Below are 23,649 nucleotides of genomic sequence, written 5' to 3'. Positions count from 1 at the left end.
AATGGCACAAAACGCGCAACATCATAATCCGCGAAGCATTTCAATGAGCAAATCACTTATGTTTTTTGTCATCTCATTGATTTTAAATGCGATGGGAAATGTTTTGACGCTCGTCACAGCTTCACATATAAAACCCGCTTTTTTGGGATCAGCTTATTGGACTGCCGCAGAGGCTAATCTAGGTCAAGCTTTATTAGGAAATAATTCACTTGTCCTGTTTTGGGCATTTTTAGTTCTTGGCATGCTTATTTCATTCCTGAATGCGTTATTAATGAAAAAGTTAGATTGGCATCGTATCATTGGTAATTTCTTGTTTATGTTACCATTTTCAATTTTTATTCAATGGTTTTCAAATATTTTCAATCAAATTATGCCAAATGCTAACTCAGTAGCAGCAACTGTATTGTATACAGTAATTAATTTTATTGGTGTTGGCTTAATCGCCGTTGCTATTTCGATTTATCAACGTGTGAATTTAGTGTTACACCCTGCCGATGATTTGATGCAAATTTTACGTTTCAAATATTTTCACGGGTCGGCTTTCAAGGCTATGTGGGCGTCCTATATTCCGCCAACGATTTTTGCAATTATTGCCTTTGTGATCACTTTCCCTAATTTGTATAATTTCGGGTTAGGAACTATTTTTGCATTCCTATTCCAGGGTGGCATCACAGGAATCGCGGACAAGTACGTCTTTAAGAATTTAAAGCATCAGGCAATAGATGTTGGTAATTAACGCAATTATTACGTAAAATGAACATATCAGTAGCAATTCTACTAGAAAGGTATTATTATGGCATTTTCAGATTATTATAGTGGTGTACAACACATTGGTATTCCCACATCATCTTTGACACAATCAGAGGCTTTTTGGACAAAATTGGGATTTAAAAAAACTGGCGATTTTCCTGCTGGTAAAGTTATCTTCATGCAGCGTGACAACTTAGTCATCGAAACTTGGGCCGGAGATGAAGTTGTTGGTAAACCAGGTGCAATCAATCATATTTCAATGGATACAACTGATGCTGATGCTGCTTTTTCGGCAGCAAAGGCAGAAGGGTTTGATTTGCTTAACACGGAAGTGCAACATTTACCATTTTGGGAAAAAGGAATTAAATTCTTTAACTTGCAAGGACCAGATGGCGTTATTGTAGAGTTTTGCGAAATAGTTAAATAAGCAAAAAGCGCCAAAAGGCGCTTTTTAATTCTATAATTAAATCGACAAAAAATGCGCACATTACTGTGCGCATTTTTCAGTCAGTTGTAGTTGTTTGAACAGCAGTTTGTAAATGGCTGATGTAGTCATAAACTCCTTGTCCAGCCAAGCCGCCATCACCAACAGCTGTTGTAATCTGACGCAAATCTTTGACTCTGACATCTCCTACTGCAAAAATGCCAGGAATTGTCGTCTGCATCTTATCATCAGTTAATATCCATCCCTCAGAGTCAGTAATGTCTAGATTTTCAAACCCTTGAGTGTTTGCTTTTAAGCCAACATAAATAAAGACACCAGCTGCATCAATATGCGATTTTTCCTTTGTTTGATTATTGATAACATCAAGTCCTGTGACTTTGTCATTATCACCAGTAATCGCTTCTACTTCTGTATGCCACATAAATGACATCTTTGGGTTCGCAAATGCCCGATCTTGAATAATTTGTTGGGCACGCAATTTATCACGGCGATGTAGAACAGTAACAGACTTTGCCAGGTTAGTTAGATAAAGTCCTTCTTCAATTGCCGAATCTCCACCGCCAACAACAACTACATCCTCATCACGGAAAAACGCACCATCACAGACTGCACAATAACTCACGCCACGACCTTGATATTCTTCCTCGCCATCGGCTCCTAAATGAATATGCTCGGAGCCCGTCGCGATGATAACCGCTTTGGCAACATAATCGTCCATGTCAGTATGAATATACTTCAAGTCATCCTTTAATTCAACACGTTCGACTGTCCCAAAACCATATTCAGCACCAAATTGTGTTGATGATGAATACATTTTTTCAGCTAAGTCGGGGCCTAAAATCGAATCAAAACCAGGATAATTTTCAACTTCTGCCGTATTATTCATTTGCCCACCGTAAATACCGCGATCAAGCATTAGAACTGATAAATTGGCACGTGAAGCATAGGTAGCTGCTGTCATGCCGGCAGGACCTGCTCCAACGATAATAACATCATATATTTTAATATTTTCTGGCATCATTACACCTACACTTACTTTTTGTTATGACTATTGTACTCGTTATTATAGAAAATGTCGAGGGCAAAACCTGTCATTAAATCTTTTAATGATTAATATGAAAAAACGAGAGCTAGTCTCGTTTTTTAGTAATTAAAGTTTGGCCGCTAACTCTTTGATATAAGCACGCAGTGCATCTTTAGTCTGTGGGTGTTTCAAACCGAATTCAATGTTTGTCTCTAAGAAACCAATCTTTGAGCCAATATCGTAACGACTACCCTTGAATTCATGAGCATAAACGTGTTGGCGATTATTCAAAGAATCAATTGCGTCTGTCAATTGAATTTCATTGCCCTTGCCAGGCTTTGTGTTTTCCAATTCTTCAAAAATTTCTGGGGTTAACAAGTAACGTCCAATAATTGCCAAATCTGAAGGTGCTTCTTCTGGCTTTGGCTTTTCCACAAAACTCTTAACACGGTACAGACCGTCGTCGTTCACTTGAGCCGCTGGATCAATCACACCATATTCTGATACTTGATCATGAGGCACTTTCATGACAGCCAAAGTTGATTCTCCCGTTTCTTCATATCGATCAATCAACTGCTTTGTCAGTGGCACCTCATCTTGCATCAAATCATCACCAAGTAGCACAACAAAAGGCTCGTCACCAATGAAAGCCTTGGCAGTCAATACAGCGTCACCTAGGCCTTTAGGATGTGATTGACGTATGAAATACATATTGATATCTGTTGTTTCTTCAACAACCTTGAGCAAAGCATCTTTACCTTTTTCGCGCAAATTATTTTCCAATTCAGGATTTGAATCAAAATGATCTTCAATTGACCGCTTTGACTTACCGTCCACGATAACAATATCTTCAATACCAGATTCAATTGCTTCTCTTACAATATATTCAATTGTTGGTGTATCAACAATTGGTAGCATTTCTTTTGCTAATGCTTTTGTTGCAGGTAGAAAACGTGTACCTAACCCTGCTGCTGGAATAATTGCCTTACGTACTGGTTTCATAATTTTTCTCTTTTCTTTAATCTTCACTGCGCAAATTTCGTTGCATTAATTGTGTAATCGCATTTTGCAACGGCAGTTGTTCATACAATACTTGATAAATTGCTTTTGTAATGGGCATATCCACTTGATGTTGCACAGAAAATTCATAAACAGCTTTCGTCGTGCTAACACCCTCAATGACCATTCCCATGGTATTTTCCACTTCAGCTAGCGATTTGCCAGAACCTAATTCTCGACCTGCTCGATAGTTTCTGGAATTTGGTGACATGCCTGTCACAATCAAATCACCAATGCCTGCCAACCCCAAAAACGTTTCTGGTTTAGCACCCATTGCCTGACCTAACGCGCGCATTTCTACTAATCCCCGTGTTAGCAATGCCGCTTGGGCATTAGCGCCATATCCTAACCCGATTAATGCCCCTGAACCAATCGCGATAATATTTTTTAACGCAGAAGCTAATTCAGAACCCAATAAATCATGGTTCGTATATGGTCTAAACACATCGTTTGCAAAAATTGATTGAATTAATTTGGCTGCATTAGGATCATCACTAGCAATTGAAACAGCCGTCAAATCATGTTTGATAACATCCTCAGCGTGTGACGGACCCGATAACATGGCCAAAGCTGTACGGTATTGTGCCGGTACTTCTTCGGACAGCATCTCTGAAATACGTTTAAATGTAACAGGTTCTAATCCTTTTGTTGCATGCGCTAAAATAACACGATGGTTTTGCTTTACCAAAACATCTGCTAATTGATGTGCAACTTGGCGAACTGCTTTAGTTGGCACAACACTTAGTACAATATCGACGTCTGAGACCGCTAGTGCCATATTATCAGTGGCCATCAAGTTATCATTTAATATTGCTGTTGGTAGATATTTCTGATTTGTATGCTGATCGCTTATTTCTCTGGCTTGAGCAGGGTTATGAGTCCACAAACGAACGTCCTGGTTATTTTCAGCAACAACATTAGCCAAAGCTGTTCCCCATGATCCAGCACCTAATATGGCAATTTTAGTCATTTTTTTCACCTGCTGCATCAATCTTTTCATTTTTCGCCATTTCGGCCGTCATGCGTTGTTCTAATGTTTGTAGCGCGTCAATTCCCATATTTGCTGTTCTAAATTTAACAGCAGCTGCATCAATCACACTGGCCGTATTACGTCCTGGGGTGACCGGTACAACCATGCGCTTGATTTGAACACCCATAATTTCTAATGAATCATTATCATTTCCTAATCGGTCAAAATTAGCTTCACCAATTTTTCCATTTGAAAGATGAATGTTCAAAGCGATGGTGGCATGCGATCGAACGGATACGGCACCATAAACTTGCTGAACATCAATGATACCTACACCACGAACTTCCATCATGTTTCGCAAAACACCATTGGGTTCACCGATTAAGCGTTCTTCATCTTCTTGATAAATATCAACACGATCATCAGCCACTAACCTGGCTTTCCCTTGTTGAATTAATTCAAGCGCTGATTCCGTTTTGCCAATGCCCGCATCTCCTGTAATCAATACACCAAGACCATGAACATCAATTAAAACACCATGGACGTTTTCTCTTGGGGCCAGTTGCCCACCCAGATAATAAGTCATATTTGATAAAATACGAGATGACGTCAACGTTGAAGTCAAAATCGGAATATGTGCTTCCTCTGCCGCTTGCTTTAATTCATCACTAATCGGTAAGCCTGTTGAGACAACAAACGCTGGTGTTGTCTTATCGGCCATTCGTCGATAAACCATCAACAATTCGTCATGATTCATACGTTCTGAAAATGATGTTTCTGTTATGCCTAACAACTGAACACGTTCTGGTGCATAATAGTTGAAATATCCGGTCATTTCAAGACCGGGACGTGAGATGTCAGCCGTCGTGATTTCTCTGTCAAGAAACTGCTCACCTGAAACAATTTTCAGGCGCGTGTTAGCCACTAGTTGTTCTACTGTTACTGAGTTTTGTGCCATTTTAATTTCTTTCTACTTGCACATGCAAATCATTGGTTAAAATTGTATTGATAATTGATAGGATGAAAGCAATCAACATTGCCCAGCCGAAACTGGTAAATTCAAAGCCACCAACGAGATTAGCCGTTATTTCAAGGAGAGACGCATTAACAACGATGGCAAAAAATCCGAATGTTAAAATAGTTAACGGCAATGTTAAAACCGTTAAAATCGGCTTGATGATAGCGTTTAATATTGATAATACAAACGCTGCAAACAATGCCGAGACCCAATTATCAACTCGAAATCCAGAAGTGAATATCATTGATAAAACCAAAAAACTTAACATGTTTGTTGCTAATCGAACAATAAAGCGCATTTAAACCCCCGTAAAATTTTCTATGAAAACGGTTACTATATTGATACAATAACACTTTCACATTACAATTATACCAAATGTAGACTATAAAAAAAAGCGCCTTACAGACGCTTGACTGTTAAATAAAGAAATTGTAGCCTGGATTCAATTCGATGATCTTACCAGTACGCTTATAGACAATCCATTCTGCAATATCAGTCGTGTAATCACCAATACGTTTCAAGTAACCAGCAATCACTAAATAATCAGCAGCAGAATCAACCAAATCAGCATTTTCTTTCATACCATTTACGGAATCAGTTCTGACTTTAGCAGCACTTTGTGACAGCTTATGGTTAGCTTCAGCTATTGATTCAGCACCGAGGGCATCATTTTTAACATAATATTCCATCACTTGAGAAACCATATTGGCTACCATTTCTCCGATAACCCCAAGTTCTTGTTCGATGCTTGCAATATGCTTTGTCCCTTTCACTCGAATAGTTGAGTTAGCAATATTACGTGCCTGATCACCCATTCGTTCTAAAACCGAGACAGCTTTTAAAATTGTGACAATTTCACGTAAATCTGTGGTCACAGGTTGATATAATGCAATCATCTCAAAGGTTTTCTTTTCAATAGCAGCTTCTCGTTCATTAATTTGATGATCATTTTCTAAAATTTGACGCGCACCCTCGCGGTCATGATCCACAAATGACTGAACAGCTTTTTGAATAGTTTGAGACACTAGCATCCCCATTTCTGTAAATGAGCTATCTAAATCTGCTAATTCTTCATCAAATAATCGACGCATAACAAACTCCTCCATGACTTTGTATAGTGTGGTCTTGCAATTATTTTGGTTTTAATTAACCAAAACGTCCAGAAACATAATCTTGTGTTTCTTGCTTTTGTGGATTAAGGAAAATGTGCTTCGTCTGATCAACTTCAATCAGATCCCCACTCAAGAAGAAAGCAGTACGGTCAGAAATTCTTGAAGCTTGTGACATTGAGTGTGTCACAATAATCATGGCATAATCTTCTCTTAATTTCAACAATGTTTCCTCGATATTACGACTCGAAATGGGATCCAATGCTGAAGTTGGTTCGTCAAGTAAAAGTAATTCTGGTGACATTGCTAATACACGTGCAATTGAAACACGCTGTTGTTGTCCACCAGACAACCCCAATGCCGATTTGTGTAAATCATCTTTGACTTCATCCCAGACTGAGGCTTGCTTTAATGAACGCTCTACTGCTTCATCTAATACTGCTTTGTCTTTAACGCCATCTAAACGCAACCCAAAAATAACGTTTTCATAGATTGAGAATGGAAATGGGTTAGGTTGTTGAAAAACCATCCCGATTCGCTTGCGTAAATCAACTGTGTCAGTCGTTGGTGCATATATATCAGTCCCATTGAAATTAAATGAACCTGTTACAGTCACACCATCTTCCAAATCGTGCATTCGGTTTAAGGCGCGCAAATAGGTAGTTTTCCCTGAACCAGAAGGACCAATTAAAGCTGTGATTCCCTTGTTTGGAAAGTCCAAATCAATACCATGTAGGGCTTCTTTTTGACCATACCAAAGACGAACATCACGTGTGGATAAAATTGTTTTTGCTTGTTTGTCTGTCATCCGAAATTACCTGATATATAATCATTTGTCAAAGCAACTTTAGGTCGCGTAAATATTTTACGTGTTAAATCATATTCAATGACTTTACCTAAATGGAAGAAAGCCGTGTAATCACTGATACGGGCAGCCTGTTGCATGTTATGTGTCACAATGATGATTGTGTATTGATTTTTTAATTCAATCAATGTGTCTTCAACCTGAGCAGAAGAAATTGGATCCAACGCACTTGAAGGTTCATCCAGCAAAAGAATATCAGGCTTTAGTGCCAGGGCACGTGCAATAACCAATCGTTGCGCCTGTCCACCTGACAAAGCTAAGGCTGATTTATTTAATTCATCTTTAACTTGATCCCACAATGCCGCTTGTTTTAAACTGGTTTCAACTATTTCGTCAAGTTGTTCTTTCGTGTAGTTGCCACGTTGCGTTAGCGCGAAGGTTATGTTGTCATAAATTGATTTAGCAAATGGATTGGGTCGTTGAAAGACCATACCAATGTGACGACGCATCTCATAAACATCAATATTTTTAGTGTTAATGTCCACACCACGATACATAATTTGACCATTAACAGTAGCAACATCATCGTTCATACGATTCAAAGATCTTAGAAATGTTGATTTACCAGAACCTGAGGCACCAATAAGGCTCGTAATCTTATAGCGTTCAAATTCCAAATCACCTTCACTCAAAGCGAGGTTATCACCATAAGACACTTGTAAGTCATGCGTGGAAATTGCAATTTCATGCTTGTCAGATGCCATATTATAGATATAACGTTCGGGAGCGTCTTCTCTAATAAAATCACTGGCAGGTTTAAATTCAAAGTTAGGATTTGTCATAGTCGCCTCACGAACTAGTTAGTTTCTTATACAACTTGGTACCTAATTTACGCGCACTAAAGTTGAACAGTAATACAACAATAATTAACACTGCTGATGCACCCGCAGAAACTGCGTTAACATCTGGCATAATGCCTTCAGAATTAATTTTCCAAATATGAACTGCTAAAGTTTCTGCTGGACGCATTGGATTCAAGGGACTTGAAATATTGAACGGATTCCAATCACCAAAGTTCAAAGCAGGTGCAGATTGTCCAGCAGTATAGATTAGTGCGGCAGCTTCACCAAACACACGACCTGCTGACAGAACAACCCCTGTTACAATTGAAGGCACAGCCGCTGGCAAAATCACATGTAGAACCGTTTCCCAACGTGACAATCCCAGTGCAGATCCCGCTTCACGTTGTAAGTCTGGAATTTGAGCCAAGCTTGTCTCAATCGAACGTGTTAACAATGGTAAATTAAACAAAGTTAGTGCAATGGCACCAGACAAAATTGAAAATCCCAATTTGAATTGAACAACGAACAATAGAAAACCAAACAAACCAACAACAACAGATGGTAACGAACTTAGAATTTCAATTGCCGTTCGGACAATCGCTGTAAAATAATTTTTCTTAGCATATTCATTTAAGTAAATTGCTGCGCCCAATGCGATTGGGAAGCTAATTACCATAGCCAAAATCAATAAATAAAATGAGTTAAAGAGTTGCACACCTACACCGCCACCAGCCTCAAAAGCTCGGGCCGGTGAAGTCAGAAAATGCCATGACAAGTGTGGTACTCCTCTTACGAGGATAAATGACAGCATCGCAAACAAAATTAATGCGACAATACCTGAAATGGCATAAATAAAGCCGGTGGCTATTTTATCAGCAGTTTTTGCTTTCATTACTTCATCGCTCCTCTACGTCCAATTGCACGCACAATTAAGTTAAATACCAATGACATGATTAACAAAATCATTGCCAAGGTCCATAATACGTCATTCTGTAATGACCCCATGACGGTATTACCAATTCCCATCGTCAAGACAGAAGTCAATGTTGAGGCAGGTGTTGTCAAACTGTGTGGCATCAGAGCAGCATTTCCAATAACCATCTGAACCGCCAAAGCTTCACCAAATGCTCGGGCCATTCCAAATACAATGGCCGTCAGTATTCCAGGTGTTGCAGCACGTAAAACAACCTTATAAATCATTTGCCAACGCGTCGCTCCAATTGCTAGAGCAGACTCGCGATAATGACGAGGTACAGATTTCAGAGTGTCAACGGTCATCGAAGTAATAGTTGGCAAAATCATAACGAAAAGTACAATTGTACCTGACAAAATACCAAATCCTGAACCACCCGCAATTGTTCTTATAACTGGCACAACAACCGTTAAGCCAATAAAACCATAGACAACTGATGGGATACCAACCAATAATTCAACAATAGGTTGCATAATTTTGGCGCCGCGTTTTTGTGCAATTTCAGTCATGAACAAAGCAGTACCGATTGCAAACGGTGTTGCAACAATGGCTGCCAAGAACGTTACTAAAAATGACCCCAAAATCATTGGCAAAGCCCCAATATAAGGCTTTTTAGTTGCAGGATCAGTTACAGAAGGATTCCATGTTGTGCCAAATAAGAAATCTTTCACATTGACACCATCTTTATAAAAAGTGGACAGGCCACGACTCAAAACGAAAACGAAAATTGAAACAACAACGATTGCAATCAAGATCAACGCTGTCATGCTAATTGCACGACCAATAGTATCTTTTCGAGTTGATTCAGAGCGTTGCATTAGTTTTTTTGTGATATTATCCATGTTTTCTCCACGGTGAGTGTTGTTGCGCAATCAGCGTCAGCAACGAACACGCTTATTTTTCAACCACTTGACCATTAACATTACGACTAATTTTCATATCATGAATTGAGATATAGCCCAGCTTTGGAACTAAAGTAGATTGAATTTTTGTTGATGTGAGATATTTTAAAAATTTACTAACTTGAGCATTAGGTTTCCCTTTTGTGTAAACATGCTCATATGACCAAATGGCATATTTGCCAGTGGCAACATTTTGATTATTAGGTTTTATGCCGTTAACACTAGCAGCCACAACAGACGAGTCGATGTAACCAAAAGCAGCATAGGAAATTGCGCCAGGCGTTGTCGCCACAATTGAGCGTACCATACCTGATGAGTCTTGTTCCTGAGCTGAAATACTTTCAGCACCATCTAAGGCCCATTTTTCAAAAGTCGCCCTTGTACCAGAACCAGTTGCACGATTGATAATGACAATGTCAAGGTTTTTACCACCCACTTCTTGCCAGTTCGTTATTTTACCTGTAAAAATAGCTTTTAATTGCGCTGTTGATAGATTTTTGACTCCATCGTCTTTATTTAGCAAGGGTGCAATACCAACAACAGCAACCTGATGATCTACTAACTGACTGGCTTTAATGCCTTCTTTTTCTTCAGCGAAAACATCCGAATTACCTAAATCTACGGCGCCTTGGGAAACTTGACTGAGCCCTGTTCCCGTTCCACCACCTTGAACATTAATAAATGTACCAAGATTTTCTTTAGCGTATTCTTCACCAGCCGCTTCAACAAGTGGTTGAAGCGCGGTCGATCCAACAGCTGTGATTGAAGTACCAGATGCGCTTTGATCACGCGTGGCATAGGCTGTTCCGAGTGCTGCAACAATAGCCACGACAACGATTGAAGATACAATCGCGCCGCGATGTGATTTCGACATGTTTAATGCCTCCCAAGATTTACTACTACGTTTTAATTATCTTAAACTTGTGTAAATATCAGAACGCCTTTTTGTAAAGTTTGTGTAAAGGAATTTAAAATAATAAAACTATATGTTCTCTTTTATGGACTGACATCGCGATTTATAAGTTCTATAATTTTTTAAATACAAAAAAAGAAGATAGTCACAATATCTTCTTTACAAAGGCAACGTCAGTGTAATCGTTGTTCCAACGCCTACTTGAGATTTCACTTGCAGTCGACCGTTATGTTTGGTCACAATTTCGTTTACTATTGCCAGCCCAAGACCAGTACCACTGGCAATTTTGCGCTGTCTAGACTCGTCGCCACGATAGAATCTTTCAAAAATACGCGATTGTTGGCTCAGTGGAATACCAATTCCAGAATCGCGAACACTTAAAGTCCATTGTGACTTATCTTTTTTGGCCGTCACCCACACTTCACCGTTTTCAACATTGTACTTCACGGCATTAGTCAATAAGTTTTGAATAATCGTCGTGGCATCCTCAGAAACGCCCAGCACTTCAAATTTTTCTGCCACAGCATTATGAATTTTAACGCGTTGACTATTAATTTTTTGAATTTGTTGATTGACAATTTCAGATACTTTAATCATTGAAACTTCTCCATCAGCCTTATGTTTGAGACGAGAAAGAGACAAAATATCATTTACTAAATCAGAAAGACGTTGCGACTCATTTGCTACGATTGACAAAAACTGAGCTCGCGTTTTAGGGTCATCCCCAGCAGGTCCTTGTAATGTTTCAACAAATCCTGTGATCGCAGTTAGCGGTGTTTTAAACTCATGCGAAGCGTTGGCCAAAAAATCTGCTTGCATACGTTCAATTTGCAAAACACTCGTCAAATCATAAAGCATAATCATGACTTCACCCTCAGCGCCAGATTGATGGTACAGTGTGCTAGCATCGTATTGACGCGTTTCCCCATTGATTGTTAGGTTTAGAATTGATTGTTGCTTTGATTGTGTATTAAATGTTTGGCTAATTAACTCCGATAATGTAAATTGACGAATTATCAAATTTTCTGAAATCGGTAATTTTGGTAAAGAAACCCCCAATAAATCAGCAGCTTTCTGATTAAAAACATCAATCGTATGATGTCGATCAACATTGATCACGCCAACAGGTAAGCTAGTAAGTAATGTTTGATAATTGCCAACATCACGTTTATTATCATATTGAGAATGCCGAACATACGTCTGTAATGCGTTAAAAGATTGCAACAAGTCATAATAAGGCGATTCAGGTGATGCTAATACACCTCTAGGAGTTTCGCCAGCTAACGTGTCCTGCATCCTTTTTTTCATCACAGCTAATTCAGTCGCATCACTCATTTCCCACAGTTGAGAAAGCCAAGCTTCAATAATTGAAATCAAAATCACAATAAAAATTAAGGCTGTTAAAGTCTGCCTTGTCAATGACACAATTTGAGTTAAGGAGATCAGTAAAATCAAGTTTAGGCCCAAAATAATAATGAATTTTTCAAATTTATTTTTCATACGTTTATCATATCATCTTCGCTACAAAAATCAGCACTAATTTGATTAACAAAAAAAACAGGTATTACCCTGTTTTGACTAACTGCTATCATTTAATTATTTGTCAGTGACTTTTCCGCTTGAATCACGTGTTACTTTCATATCTGTCAAACCAATGTAACCCAACTTTGGCACAATCGTCTTTTGAACTGACTTTGTTGAGAAGTAATCCAAGAATGCCTTAGTGGCACCAGTTGCCTTACCCTTTGTATACATGTGTTCGTATGCCCAGATAGGCCATGAATTGTCTTCAACATTTGCTTTGCTAGGCTTAACATTGTCCAATTTAAGTGCCTTGATACCATCAGCATCTAAGTAGGCAAATGCTAGATATGAAATAGCACCAGGTGTAGTTTTAACAATTTTTTGAACAGTACCATTTGAGTCTTGCTCTGTTGCTTGCACGGCATTTTGACCATCTAAGATATTCTTTTCAAACACAGCACGTGTGCCTGATCCAGTTGCACGGTTAATCACAACAATCTTTTCATCTTTTCCACCGACGTCTTTCCAGTTCGTTATTTTGCCAGTGAAAATCTCACGCAATTGTGTCTTCGAAATATTGCTAATTTGAACATCACTATTTACAACAGGTGCAATACCAACAACAGCAACCTTATGATCAACTAACTTGCTTGCATCTACACCTTCTTTTTCTTCAGCAAAAACATCTGAGTTACCAATTTGCGCTGACCCGTCTGATACTTGGCTAAGGCCCGCACCTGAGCCACCACCTTGAACTGTCACTGTAACATCTGGATTCTTATCTTGAAACGAGGACGCAACTTGTTCTGCCAGTGGCTGTAAAGCAGTTGACCCCAAAGATAGCACTTTTCCACTAACTTTCGTCGATGACGTTGATGATGATTTGCTGTCACTCGACTTATTATTAGCAGAGGTATATAATGCAATCCCTGCCGCAATGACAACGATTCCTCCAATAATACCTGCAACTTTTTTGTTCATGATGTACTTCTCCCTTTGGATTATGTAATGAAAACAAGGTCGTAGTAGAGGCTCTTGGGGGCCACTCCTTGTTTACAAGTTATATAATACTGTGCCATTGTTAGGAATAGTAACCTATTTTCGTCGTGTTTATGTAAATAATTGTAAAGATAAATTTACACAAAAAACGGTCTAGGACCGTCAACTAATCATTGTATAGCCAAATCCACGAACCGTTTTCAATATTTCTGGTGATTTGGGATTTGTTTCTATTTTTTCACGTAGATTACTAATATGCATATCAACCATACGACTTTCACCGGTATACTCATAGCCCCAAACCGCGGTCAAAATAGTTTCGCGATCGATCACGCGACCCAATCGTTGGGCGAAATACAATAATAAATCATATTCACGTGGTGTCAATGCAACACTCTGACCAGCCTTAGTAACAATCTTTTTGCCATCGTTGATATTTAAATCTTGAATCGTAATCACAGTTTCTTCTGATTCGACGGTGGGTATTTGTGAACGGCGTAACACTGCTTTTAATCTGGCAATCACTTCTCGTGGGCTAAACGGCTTGGTAATATAATCATCAGCACCAAGTTCCAAACCAAACACTCGGTCAAATTCGTCCCCTTTGGCCGTCACTAAAATGACTGGTGTTGTGATTTTATCTTGACGAATTTGTTTTAAAACTGTCATGCCATCCACGTTAGGTAACATTAAATCTAGTAAAATTGCATCAAATTGTTCTGATTTCGCTAATTGATAAGCGGAACTACCATCCCCTGCCGTTGTCACCTCAAACCCATTTTGCTCCAAATTATATTGCAACAACGTTGAAATTGCTACTTCATCATCGACAACCAATATTTTAGTCATGTTAATCTCCATGGAATCTATTATCTGCATTGTAACAAAAAAAAGAAAAACGCCCTAGCGTTTTCCTAAAATGTTTACATAACTTATACAATTGGCTCATCTGTCAAATCATCATCAATACCTAAATCTAAGTCTGCAGTTTGACCAACCGCACCATCCTTATCTTCAGGCACCTCTGAAGTTGGCGCAAAATCGTTGCCATCACCATTGATGCCATACGCTTGGCGAACTTTAATATAAAGTTCCTGTCTCAAATCAGCGTGTTCAGGATCATCAAGGTAATCTTTAGCTTTTTCTCGTCCTTGACCAATACGCTCACCTTCGTATGCATACCAAGCACCGGCCTTATCAATAATATCTTGATCAACTGCCAAATCCAAAATCTCACCGGTCTGTGAAATTCCTTTACCATACATGATGTCTACTTCTGCTACCTTAAACGGTGGGGCAACCTTATTTTTTACAACTTTAACCTTCGTTAAATTACCAGTTACATCAGTACCATCTTTAATTTGTGTCGAGCGACGAACTTCTAGGCGAACCGTTGAATAAAACTTAAGTGCACGACCACCAGGTGTTGTTTCTGGGTTACCAAACATGACACCGACTTTTTCTCTAATTTGATTAATGAAAATAGCGATAGTCCCTGTTCGATTTAGAGTCCCAGCAAGCTTTCTCAAAGCCTGACTCATTAAACGAGCCTGAAGACCGACGTGTGCGTCGCCCATTTCACCCTCAATTTCAGCGCGAGGCACTAGCGCAGCAACTGAATCAATCACAATCATATCAACCGCTCCAGATTGAACCAAGGCATCGGCAATTTCTAGCCCTTGTTCACCTGTATCAGGCTGAGAAAGTAATAGTTCATCTTTTTTGACACCTAAAGCCTCTGCATACTTAACATCCAAGGCATTTTCAGCATCAATATATGCTGCTGTTCCCCCTTGTTTTTGTACTTCAGCAACAGCATGTAGTGCAATGGTTGTTTTTCCAGAAGATTCTGGTCCGTAAACCTCAATAATACGCCCTTTAGGGTAGCCACCAACGCCCAGAGCAATGTCTAACTTAACAGATCCCGAGGGAATTGTTTCCACTTGTGTCAGCGCATTGTCTCCTAAAGTCATCACAGAGCCTTTACCAAAATTTTTTTCAATTTTTTTTAGCGCTTCATTAAGTGCAGCCTGGCGGCCATCCTTTTTAGCTTTATCATCTTTTTTTGTCGTCTTTTTTGTTACCATGCGGCGAACTCCTTTTATCTTACTTGACTAGTGTAACTGTTTCTAGAATCAAAAGCAAGTCTTTTTCGAACATTTGTTCGTTATCTTTTGTTCATACTTTGTTATACGAAAAAAGCGCTTCCCGCGCTTTGAAAATGTATTATAACCCGTCCGAAAAAACAACTCTGTTTTGCCAAAAATAGTCCACTCCTGAATAGATCGTAAATATAACTGCTATCCACAATAAGACATCTCCTATTGGAAAGCCAACCACGGCGAACGGTGCATTATGAATATACAAAAAGAAAATGGCAAACATTTGAGAAAATGTTTTGATTTTACCGGGCATTTGTGCAGCAAGCACTTGACCATTATTTTCAACAATCAGTGTTCTCAAGCCAGTAATAGCCAGTTCGCGAATGACAATGACGGCAGTCATCCAAGCTGGCACAACCCCAAAACTAGTCAGAAAAATCAAAGCAGTCATCACCAATAATTTGTCCGCTAATGGATCTGCAAACTTACCAAAATTTGTTACTAAATGTTGACTCCGTGCAATTTTACCATCTAGGAAATCAGTTATTGCAGCAATTGCAAAGACAATCGCCGCAATCAACCATGTGGTGGGCACTTCAGTGCCCACCAACTCCACATTTCCCCAATCTAGTGGTATTGTTAGTAACAAGATAAAGATTGGAATTAAAATAATACGGAAAACGGTTAATTTGTTAGGTAAATTCATGAGAAATCCTTCTATTTGTTTAAATTAAATAACACATTCCAAAAAGCAGTTGTCGCACCATCTACTGGTACAGATTCACCATCCACAGTTAAAGTAGCGTTACTAACATTAGTAAATTGTACATTAAAAGAGGTTGTGCCAGATGGAATCTCTACTGTTTTGTCATTGCCAGCCGAAACCGTCTCATTTAACAATATGGCATTATTACCATCACTCACCTTAACACTTGTACCTGTACTTTGCGCTTTAATCACAACAGTATGCTTTTTAGTGTTTTCGTCAGATAAATTAAATATTGTGGTTTGTAAACTAGTATCTGTTTCAGGCGAACTCAAATCCAATTTTTTCTCGCTGGAACTCGAAGCAGACGAAGAAGAACTTGATTTTTTTGAGGATGTAACATCAGACGAAGATTTAGCCACAGCCGAAGACGAAACTGAAACATTGCCGCCATCACTGTTTTGTGACGTTCCAGTACCAACGTGAGTCAGAACAAACCAAATCACTGCAAGCGCAATAATAATCAGCAAACCTATCCATATCGTCGGCATAAAGTTGGACAATCTAGACTTCGCTGTCATTGTGTGATCTATGCCTGCGCGCATAATCCCATCATCATCTTGGTGCGCACGACTCAAATCACTACTACGTGAAATTGACACTGGTGGCTTTTCCCCTAAAACCTCATCTGGGTGTAAACCTACAGCTAAGGCATATTGACGAATAAAGGCACGCACATAAAAATCTCCCGGCAAGACGCTGAGATTGTTTTCCTCAATCGCCACCAAATAGCGACGTTGAATCTTGGTAATATCCTGAATATCATCCAATGTTAAATTTTTAGCTTGGCGGGCACCTTTTAACTGCTCGCCAATTTGATTGGTTAATGTTTCACTCATAAATGTCCTAAAACCTATTTTTGCAACACGAATCGTTGCAACACAGCATTCTGAAAAATTGTATCTGCTGTTACAAGAATGTCATCAAATGTTAAATCTTGTAACAACTCTATCTTATCAAAAAGATTAGCCCCAGACAAGGCATCATCTCCTCGAAGGGCAATATTTTCTAGTGAATTGAGACGCTGTATGCCTTCACCAATTGTTGCACGTTTAAGTCGTTCAAAACTAAGGGACTGATTTTTTAATGCGCTACGATATTGCTCAATTTGCGTTTGAATCGCCTTTTCTAAAGCCGGATAAGCTGTGGTTTCAGCGAAGATACTGATAAACTGATACTCACGTATTAAATCAAATGATGTGTCAAATTCTGAATCAATAACACCCTCATTATACAACTTTTGATACCAGTTCGTTTGCTCACCAAAAAGTAAATCTAATAGTAAGTCGGCAGCTAAAGTACGCTTCGTAATATTTGTCCCGCTTAATGGCTTGCCATCAATGCGAATTCCAAATGCGACTTTGGGGCGTGAAATACTAAATTGACGTGTAGTAGACAGACTACCACGTGGTTGAACATTTGGCACTAACCGCTTAATTTCTGAAGAGGTAGTCGAAAATGATTGTTGTGTTTGACTAATTATTTCTAAAATTTCGTGTGCATCAAAATGACCAATTACTTGCAGTGTGAGTTTGCTAGGTTGGTAAAAAGCGTGGTGCACATCATATAATAATTCTGGTGTAATTGTAGCAATAGATTGTTGTGTACCGGCGATATCGTGCGCCATTGGCGAGTCAGGATACATCATAGACAAGATGCCCATGTAAACAGCCCAATTTGGATCATCTTGGTACATTTGAATTTCTTGCCCAATAATGCCTTGCTCCTTTGCAACCGTTTTATCGCTAAAATAAGGTGTTTGGACAAATTGCAAAAGATGCTGGAGTGCGGGTACAACATGTTGCGTCGTAGAAAATAAATAACTGGTTTGATAGGCATTTGTAAAGGCATTAGCATCCGCCCCTAATTGACCAAAACGCGTAAACGCATCTTCATTTTCTTTTTCAAAAAGTTTATGCTCTAAAAAATGAGCAGTGCCAGCAGGAATTTGCTTTGGTGAGTCATGTCCTATCTGATATTTTTCATCAAGTGAACCAAAGTCGGTTGTCAAAACAGCAAATGTCTTGTGGTACTCTGGTTTTTGCACCATCACCACATTTAACCCATCCGGCATTGTTTCAATCAATACTTTTTCTTTTAATTGTTTGTAATACTTTTCTAGCATGCTATTCCTTAGGCAACAATATAAATCTGCTCTGTATCTGAAGTTTTTTTGCTACAAGTCGAATATCATTGGCAGTGACAGCCTGTACTTGTTTAATCCATTCAGACTCACTAGTCTCACTACCAGTCAGCAAACGTGAAAAAGCAGTTTCTATTTGGCTATTCGGCGAATCCTGCTGACTGAGATAATCATTTATCAAACTTTTTTTAATTGAGGTTACCACTTTATCCTCAAATTCACCGTTTTGAATTGCCAAAATCTCTTCGTCAATCATTTTTTCTGCTTGCACCACTTTGTCAGCATCTAAGCCGGCCGCAATCAATAAGAAACCAGTGTCATATTGCCATTTTGAATAAATGCTGTATGCCAACGACGCTTTTTCTCGTACATTCATAAACAACTTAGACAAAGGAGATCCGCCCAACAAAGCATTCATCACCATAGCCGCAAATCTTTGCTTATCCAACGGTGGTACATCCAAACGCATTGCTAATGTCAACATGGCTTGGTTAATGTCCCGCTGATATTGCTTCTTTTCAACAGTAGCTGGTCGCAGCGCCTGACGATAAAATGGCTGTAATACTGGTAGCCTTCGTGGAGAAATCGACCAGTCCTTGATTATTGATTCAACATCACTTTCATTGACATTACCCAAAACAACAATATTAACAAGATCACTTGAAATCATATTCTGGTAAGCAGTGTAGAGCGACTCAGGTGTCAAATTTTTGACCAAATCAATGTCACCTGCTGATGATGATTGTAAATTTGGCACATCGTAAGTGATATTTCGTAATTGACTAATTGCATAGCGTGGTTTATCGTCTTTAATACTTTCTAATTCATTAATCAGGCTTTGTTGCTCTTTGACAAAGACCTTTCGGTCAAATTTTTGACCATCTAGAAGCGGGTCAAAAATCATTTCTTGTAAGAAATTAAACGCATCAACTAACAAATCATTGCCGTCATCAATATAATCAGGAGCCGGCAATTGCAGTGTTACGCGCACATGATGGGTTTGACCAAAGCGGTAAACATCTGTTTGGTACTGTGCCCCATATAAATCGATAGTTTTTTGGGCCACCTCTTGCTGTGTTGGGTATTGCCGCGCACTAACTGCCATAAGATAAGATAAAAGAGATCTCGCACTAATATTAGAGGTTAATGCCGGCGCTACAAAATCAATGGCAATATGCAGCGTTTTAAATTGTGTGGTGGGTAAAACAACTAAATTTACCCCTGAATTAATTCTGTATTTTTTCATAATATTGGCGAGAATAATCGACTAAATTTTTGCTTGAATTTCATCCAGACAGACTGTTGATCAAAATAATCCGTTGTCAAAAGTGTCGATTCCTCAATATCCTTTATAAAGAGTTCCTCTAATTGTACCGCAAATTCGGGATCATAAATGAACGCATTAGCTTCAAAATTAAGTGAAAACGAGCGAATATCCATGTTAGCTGATCCTACTGTGGCCACCTCATTATCAATCATCACCACTTTACTGTGTAGAAAGCCACCGTCATAACGATAAACAGTCGCTCCTAAGTCAATTAATTCCTTTGCATAGTACTGAGTTGCACGATAAACTAACGGATGATCCGGCATGCTTGGAATCATCAAGCAAACCTCAACGCCTGACAAAATCGCAATTTCCAATGTTTCTAAAACTGGTGAATCAGGAATAAAATAAGGTGTTTGAATCATTATTTTTTTTCGTGCAGAAGCAAACATACGCATAAAACCTTGTTTAATTTGCTTCATATCATTATCTGGTCCACTTGAAACAATTTGAATCATAGATTTACCTGGTAATGAAAAGTTTTCAGGAAAATAGGCGGTCGTTTGTGTCAATATTTCTTTGCCTTCAGCTGTGGCATTCCAATCCATCAAAAAACGACTTTGTAGTGACAACACCGCATCACCTGAAATTCTGGTATGTGTGTCACGCCAATTACCAAATCTTTTGAATTTGCCTAAATATTGATCTCCAACATTGAAACCACCAATGTAACCAATTTTCCCGTCAATTATTGCAATCTTTCTGTGATTTCGGAAATTAAAACGCAAAGTCAAAACTTGAAAACGGCGCATCAAAAAAGGTACAGCTACGCCACCAGCAGCACGTAACCGTTTATACATATCAACATGCTGTCCATGAGAACCAAACTGGTCAAAAATAACTCTCACTTCAACACCTTCACTGGCTTTTTTGGTTAACAAGTCAATTAACTGATTACCAATGGTGTCATCATAAATTGTAAAATATTCTAAATGAATATGTTCCTTTGCCGCACGTATATCGTCAAATAAAGCTTCAAACTTACTTTCACCATTAGTGAATGTCGTAATCTTGTTACCACGTGTTAGGACAGATTTGTCAGAAGTCAAAAATAAACCCAATAGCTCGCTGGCACTTTCAGGAATAGGCAATAATGTTTCAATATCAGCCAATTGATGACGTTGGTTAATCGCAATTTGTTCAAGACCACGTTGCTCTTGTGTTCTCAAACGAAAAATTTTTTTACTGGAGATACGACTGCCCGCTAGGAAAAAAATAGCAAATCCAATTACTGGTAGAAAAAGCAATACTAACATCCATGCCCAAATTGTCGCAATATCTCGCTTCTGGCGAAAAACTGTAATAAAAGCTACTATCGTATTGACAACTAAGGTAAAAATTATCATAATCCAAAATGAATCTCTAAGCATATCTCCCCCATTAAACTGATTTAGGCATAATCATATTTTAACACAAAAAAAGGCGCCAATTCGGCGCTTTCATGATTTTAACTACTTTCCAAACCACTTTGTACTCAACTTTTGTAAACGACCATCTTTCTCAAAAATTGCTAATTCTTTGTCAACAGCCTTTCGAAGCGCCTTGTCTGATTTACGGAATCCCACACCTGTATGATCAGTTGGAAAATTACCAACGGTCACCGTATAATCATTAGGGTTAGCTTGATGTGCGACATAGTAACGGGCATAATCTTCGTCAATCAATAGACCGTCAATCCGTCCAGCGTTCAAATCATTGAATGCTTTATCAAAGGTATCATAACCTACAACAGAATTATTCTTGACATATTGCTTTAAGACCTTTGGATATTTATTAAATCCCTCATCACCACTTGACGCAGTTTGATCGCCTAAAACCTTATCTTTCATATCAGCAAAACTGTTAATGTTATTTTTTTTCAACGTTACCAAAACCTGTGTGGCCTTGTGATATGGGGTGGAAAATGCGACTTGCTTTTTTCTGGCTGCCGTAATAGTATAACCGTTCCAGATTGCGTCAATGTTGCCAGTATTCAATTCTGTTTCTTTCATTGACCAATCGATTGGTTGCCATTTAACTTTTATTCCCATGCTCTTGAAAATTGCGTTAGCAAGATCAACATCAAACCCGACAAGTTTACCATTTTTATCACGAAAACCCATCGGTACAAATGTATCATCTAATCCGATCGTAATCTGTTTAGCTTTTTTAATTCTCGACCACTCATCAGTCTGCACAGTCGTTTGATTACTGCTCGTGTTTGTTTGTGATGGTCGCGATAGCGCGAGACCCGCCCACACAACGACAGCCACAAAAAGTAATCCAACAAGACTGTTGACAATAATTTTCTTTTTCAGACTCGGCATTAGCGTGCCACCTCCTTAGCAAAATCAAAGATACGATCAGAGACAATCTCTGCAAAAAATTGATCATGAGTAATGATCACTTGCGTTACACCACGAGACTTTAATGTTTTCACAACTTCTGCTACTTGTTTCGTAGATGATTCATCAAGACCACTAGTGGGCTCATCGTAGGCTAATATTTTAGGATTCATTGCTAATGCCCGCGCAATTGCAACACGTTGCTTTTGACCACCTGAGAGTTGATATGGATATAAATCCGCTTTGTCCACCATACCCAGTGACTCCAGAAGTGATAACGCTTGTTCTTTAGCCTTTTCAGCTGGCACTTTATTGACATTAACAGGTGCCAAAGTAATGTTATCCATTACTGTAAAATTAGGAAACAGATTAAAATCTTGAAAAATGAGCCCAATATTAGCGTCTGATCGCTCACCATCTATACTAATTGCTTCATTGTTGATTGTAATTTCACCACCATTGGCAGGCTCTAATCCTGCCATTATTTTAATCAAAGTTGTCTTTCCAATACCAGATGGCCCGACAATACTGAGAACTTCACCCTCTTGCACTGTCAGATTTAGGTTTTTGAAGATGACATTTTGGTCATACATTTTGGTCAAATTTTTAATGGTTAACATCGGCTTACCTCCAAGTATTTAGTACTTTTTCACTACGACGTAATAGCAGCGTCACGATTGCAGTCATTAATAAATAAATCAAACCAACTAACAAGTATGGCATCAATGTCACATCACGACTTGCAGCAATATTTCCGGCCCGAAGCATATCACCTAGACCAATAACATAAACAAGTGACGTATCTTTAACTAAATTAATCACTTCATTACCAAATGACGGTACTACAATTTTAATCACTTGCGGCAAAATGATTTTGAAAAATGTCTGAAACTTGTTGAATCCTAATACTTTGGCAGCATCGTATTGTCCAACGGGTATCGCCTGTAACCCACCACGGAATATTTCCGCCAAATAAGCTGCATAATTAATAATAAATGCAATTATTGCTGCCTCAAAACGAGGAAATGTTACCCCAATCATGCCTAGACCATAATAGATAAAAATCAACTGAAGCAATAATGGTGTCCCACGCATAATCCAAATATAACCATTAATTAACCATCTGATAGTGAAATATGGTGATTTCAATCCCAAAGAAACAATGATCCCCAATGGTACTGATCCAACAATAGTTAGAAAGAAAATCCCCAATGTCATTTTCAAACCTGATAACAAACTCGGTAATATTGTCGCTAAATAACTCATGTCCTGTACTCCTTTTAAGAAATTAATTATAATTTTGATATATCATAAAACGAAAAGCGTCCTCTTACAACGATTTTATCATTGCAAGAGGACGCTATAGCGTGGTGCCACCCCAAGTTTAAGTTTTGTTCACACAAAACTTCTCAATCAGTCAATCTACTACTAAACAAAAACGCCTTCTAAATACAATTAGTATTTAGAGGGCGTTTATCGCGGTACCACCTCTTGATTATGTTGCCATCACTGTCAACACCTCAATCAGTCAAAGACTGTATGCAATAACGGGCATTACCGGCATGACCTACTCAATTCAATCATTCACTCGCAAATGTGGTTCATCAATCATAGTGATTTGCTCACACCAACCACAAACTCTCTTCACACTATG

General features: G+C 38.7%; 25 protein-coding genes and 1 other annotated feature (1 of these 26 running past the window's edge). Of the genes, 2 read left to right on the top strand and 23 right to left on the bottom strand.

Going from position 1 to position 23,649, the window contains the following annotated elements; genetic code table 11:
• The first annotated feature begins 1 nt into the window (after position 1).
• Together IAE53_RS01180 and IAE53_RS01175 are read left to right on the top strand one after the other, a co-directional pair.
• Positions 2-736 (top strand): fructose permease, encoded by a 735-nt coding sequence (locus tag IAE53_RS01180; protein WP_188352768.1) that lies wholly within the window; start codon positions 2-4, stop codon positions 734-736.
• A 57-nt stretch (positions 737-793) separates the two neighbouring features.
• Entirely contained in the window at positions 794-1,177 is a 384-nt protein-coding gene (locus IAE53_RS01175) for a VOC family protein (RefSeq protein WP_148423094.1), read from the top strand.
• A gap of 76 nt (positions 1,178-1,253) precedes the next feature.
• On the opposite strand, the gene trxB is transcribed toward IAE53_RS01175, so the two are convergent.
• From trxB to IAE53_RS01060, 23 genes are all read right to left on the bottom strand, one after another.
• On the bottom strand, positions 1,254-2,213 hold the full coding sequence (gene trxB, locus IAE53_RS01170; protein WP_139967306.1) for a thioredoxin-disulfide reductase: 960 nt from the start codon (positions 2,211-2,213) through the stop codon (positions 1,254-1,256).
• A gap of 132 nt (positions 2,214-2,345) precedes the next feature.
• Positions 2,346-3,221: a UTP--glucose-1-phosphate uridylyltransferase GalU gene (galU, locus tag IAE53_RS01165; RefSeq protein WP_010281362.1), complete on the bottom strand. Its 876-nt coding sequence runs from the start codon at positions 3,219-3,221 to the stop codon at positions 2,346-2,348.
• A gap of 16 nt (positions 3,222-3,237) precedes the next feature.
• The gene (locus IAE53_RS01160; RefSeq protein WP_188352770.1) at positions 3,238-4,248 is read right to left on the bottom strand and encodes an NAD(P)H-dependent glycerol-3-phosphate dehydrogenase; all 1,011 of its coding nucleotides are present in this window, start codon (positions 4,246-4,248) and stop codon (positions 3,238-3,240) included.
• Entirely contained in the window at positions 4,241-5,206 is a 966-nt protein-coding gene (gene hprK, locus IAE53_RS01155) for an HPr(Ser) kinase/phosphatase (protein ID WP_139967127.1), read from the bottom strand. The genes IAE53_RS01160 and hprK overlap by 8 nt, the downstream gene beginning before the upstream one ends.
• A 1-nt stretch (position 5,207) precedes the next feature.
• A complete protein-coding gene (locus tag IAE53_RS01150; RefSeq protein ID WP_200135800.1) occupies positions 5,208-5,564 on the bottom strand; it encodes a phage holin family protein in 357 nt (118 codons plus the stop codon).
• A gap of 118 nt (positions 5,565-5,682) precedes the next feature.
• On the bottom strand, positions 5,683-6,357 hold the full coding sequence (phoU, locus tag IAE53_RS01145) for a phosphate signaling complex protein PhoU (RefSeq protein WP_004913284.1): 675 nt from the start codon (positions 6,355-6,357) through the stop codon (positions 5,683-5,685).
• A 55-nt stretch (positions 6,358-6,412) separates the two neighbouring features.
• Complete coding sequence (gene pstB, locus IAE53_RS01140; RefSeq protein WP_200135799.1) at positions 6,413-7,183, bottom strand: phosphate ABC transporter ATP-binding protein PstB; 771 nt, start codon at positions 7,181-7,183, stop codon at positions 6,413-6,415.
• Positions 7,180-8,022, bottom strand: a complete 843-nt coding sequence (gene pstB, locus IAE53_RS01135; protein WP_139967129.1) for a phosphate ABC transporter ATP-binding protein PstB — start codon at positions 8,020-8,022, stop codon at positions 7,180-7,182. Before pstB (IAE53_RS01135) ends, pstB (IAE53_RS01140) begins: the two co-directional genes overlap by 4 nt.
• A gap of 7 nt (positions 8,023-8,029) precedes the next feature.
• The gene (gene pstA, locus IAE53_RS01130; RefSeq protein ID WP_010281335.1) at positions 8,030-8,914 is read right to left on the bottom strand and encodes a phosphate ABC transporter permease PstA; all 885 of its coding nucleotides are present in this window, start codon (positions 8,912-8,914) and stop codon (positions 8,030-8,032) included.
• Positions 8,914-9,837 carry a phosphate ABC transporter permease subunit PstC gene (pstC, locus tag IAE53_RS01125; protein ID WP_114666501.1) on the bottom strand — a complete coding sequence of 308 codons (924 nt, stop codon included), beginning with the start codon at positions 9,835-9,837 and terminating at the stop codon, positions 8,914-8,916. Before pstC ends, pstA begins: the two co-directional genes overlap by 1 nt.
• 52 nt (positions 9,838-9,889) lie before the next feature.
• On the bottom strand, positions 9,890-10,771 hold the full coding sequence (locus IAE53_RS01120) for a phosphate ABC transporter substrate-binding protein PstS family protein (protein WP_188352774.1): 882 nt from the start codon (positions 10,769-10,771) through the stop codon (positions 9,890-9,892).
• Between the two features lie 198 nt (positions 10,772-10,969).
• Positions 10,970-12,310 carry a cell wall metabolism sensor histidine kinase WalK gene (locus tag IAE53_RS01115; protein WP_200135798.1) on the bottom strand — a complete coding sequence of 447 codons (1,341 nt, stop codon included), beginning with the start codon at positions 12,308-12,310 and terminating at the stop codon, positions 10,970-10,972.
• Between the two features lie 96 nt (positions 12,311-12,406).
• Positions 12,407-13,315 carry a phosphate ABC transporter substrate-binding protein gene (locus tag IAE53_RS01110; protein WP_010281324.1) on the bottom strand — a complete coding sequence of 303 codons (909 nt, stop codon included), beginning with the start codon at positions 13,313-13,315 and terminating at the stop codon, positions 12,407-12,409.
• Between the two features lie 180 nt (positions 13,316-13,495).
• On the bottom strand, positions 13,496-14,182 hold the full coding sequence (locus tag IAE53_RS01105) for a response regulator transcription factor (RefSeq protein ID WP_139967132.1): 687 nt from the start codon (positions 14,180-14,182) through the stop codon (positions 13,496-13,498).
• Positions 14,183-14,265: 83 nt separating this feature from the next.
• The gene (gene recA, locus IAE53_RS01100) at positions 14,266-15,420 is read right to left on the bottom strand and encodes a recombinase RecA (RefSeq protein ID WP_148423099.1); all 1,155 of its coding nucleotides are present in this window, start codon (positions 15,418-15,420) and stop codon (positions 14,266-14,268) included.
• Positions 15,421-15,559: 139 nt separating this feature from the next.
• On the bottom strand, positions 15,560-16,141 hold the full coding sequence (gene pgsA / locus IAE53_RS01095; protein WP_148423100.1) for a CDP-diacylglycerol--glycerol-3-phosphate 3-phosphatidyltransferase: 582 nt from the start codon (positions 16,139-16,141) through the stop codon (positions 15,560-15,562).
• Between the two features lie 11 nt (positions 16,142-16,152).
• The gene (locus tag IAE53_RS01090) at positions 16,153-17,040 is read right to left on the bottom strand and encodes a RodZ family helix-turn-helix domain-containing protein (protein WP_148423101.1); all 888 of its coding nucleotides are present in this window, start codon (positions 17,038-17,040) and stop codon (positions 16,153-16,155) included.
• 14 nt (positions 17,041-17,054) lie between these two features.
• Entirely contained in the window at positions 17,055-18,326 is a 1,272-nt protein-coding gene (gene yfmH / locus IAE53_RS01085; RefSeq protein WP_200135797.1) for an EF-P 5-aminopentanol modification-associated protein YfmH, read from the bottom strand.
• Position 18,327: 1 nt separating this feature from the next.
• Positions 18,328-19,590, bottom strand: a complete 1,263-nt coding sequence (gene yfmF, locus IAE53_RS01080; protein ID WP_148423103.1) for an EF-P 5-aminopentanol modification-associated protein YfmF — start codon at positions 19,588-19,590, stop codon at positions 18,328-18,330.
• Positions 19,587-21,041, bottom strand: coding sequence for a cardiolipin synthase (cls, locus tag IAE53_RS01075; protein WP_200135796.1), 1,455 nt, complete (start codon positions 21,039-21,041; stop codon positions 19,587-19,589). Before cls ends, yfmF begins: the two co-directional genes overlap by 4 nt.
• 81 nt (positions 21,042-21,122) lie before the next feature.
• Entirely contained in the window at positions 21,123-21,977 is an 855-nt protein-coding gene (locus IAE53_RS01070) for an amino acid ABC transporter substrate-binding protein (protein WP_188352780.1), read from the bottom strand.
• On the bottom strand, positions 21,977-22,615 hold the full coding sequence (locus IAE53_RS01065) for an amino acid ABC transporter ATP-binding protein (protein WP_010281299.1): 639 nt from the start codon (positions 22,613-22,615) through the stop codon (positions 21,977-21,979). Before IAE53_RS01065 ends, IAE53_RS01070 begins: the two co-directional genes overlap by 1 nt.
• 4 nt (positions 22,616-22,619) lie before the next feature.
• The gene (locus IAE53_RS01060; protein ID WP_147651291.1) at positions 22,620-23,261 is read right to left on the bottom strand and encodes an amino acid ABC transporter permease; all 642 of its coding nucleotides are present in this window, start codon (positions 23,259-23,261) and stop codon (positions 22,620-22,622) included.
• Between the two features lie 196 nt (positions 23,262-23,457).
• Positions 23,458-23,649: a binding site (T-box leader), on the bottom strand; it runs 30 nt beyond the window's last position.

The sequence above is a fragment of the Leuconostoc sp. S50 genome, assembly GCF_016624925.1.
Classification (GTDB): Bacteria; Bacillota; Bacilli; order Lactobacillales; family Lactobacillaceae; genus Leuconostoc; species Leuconostoc pseudomesenteroides.
This window is presented reverse-complemented; position numbering and strand designations above follow the sequence as displayed.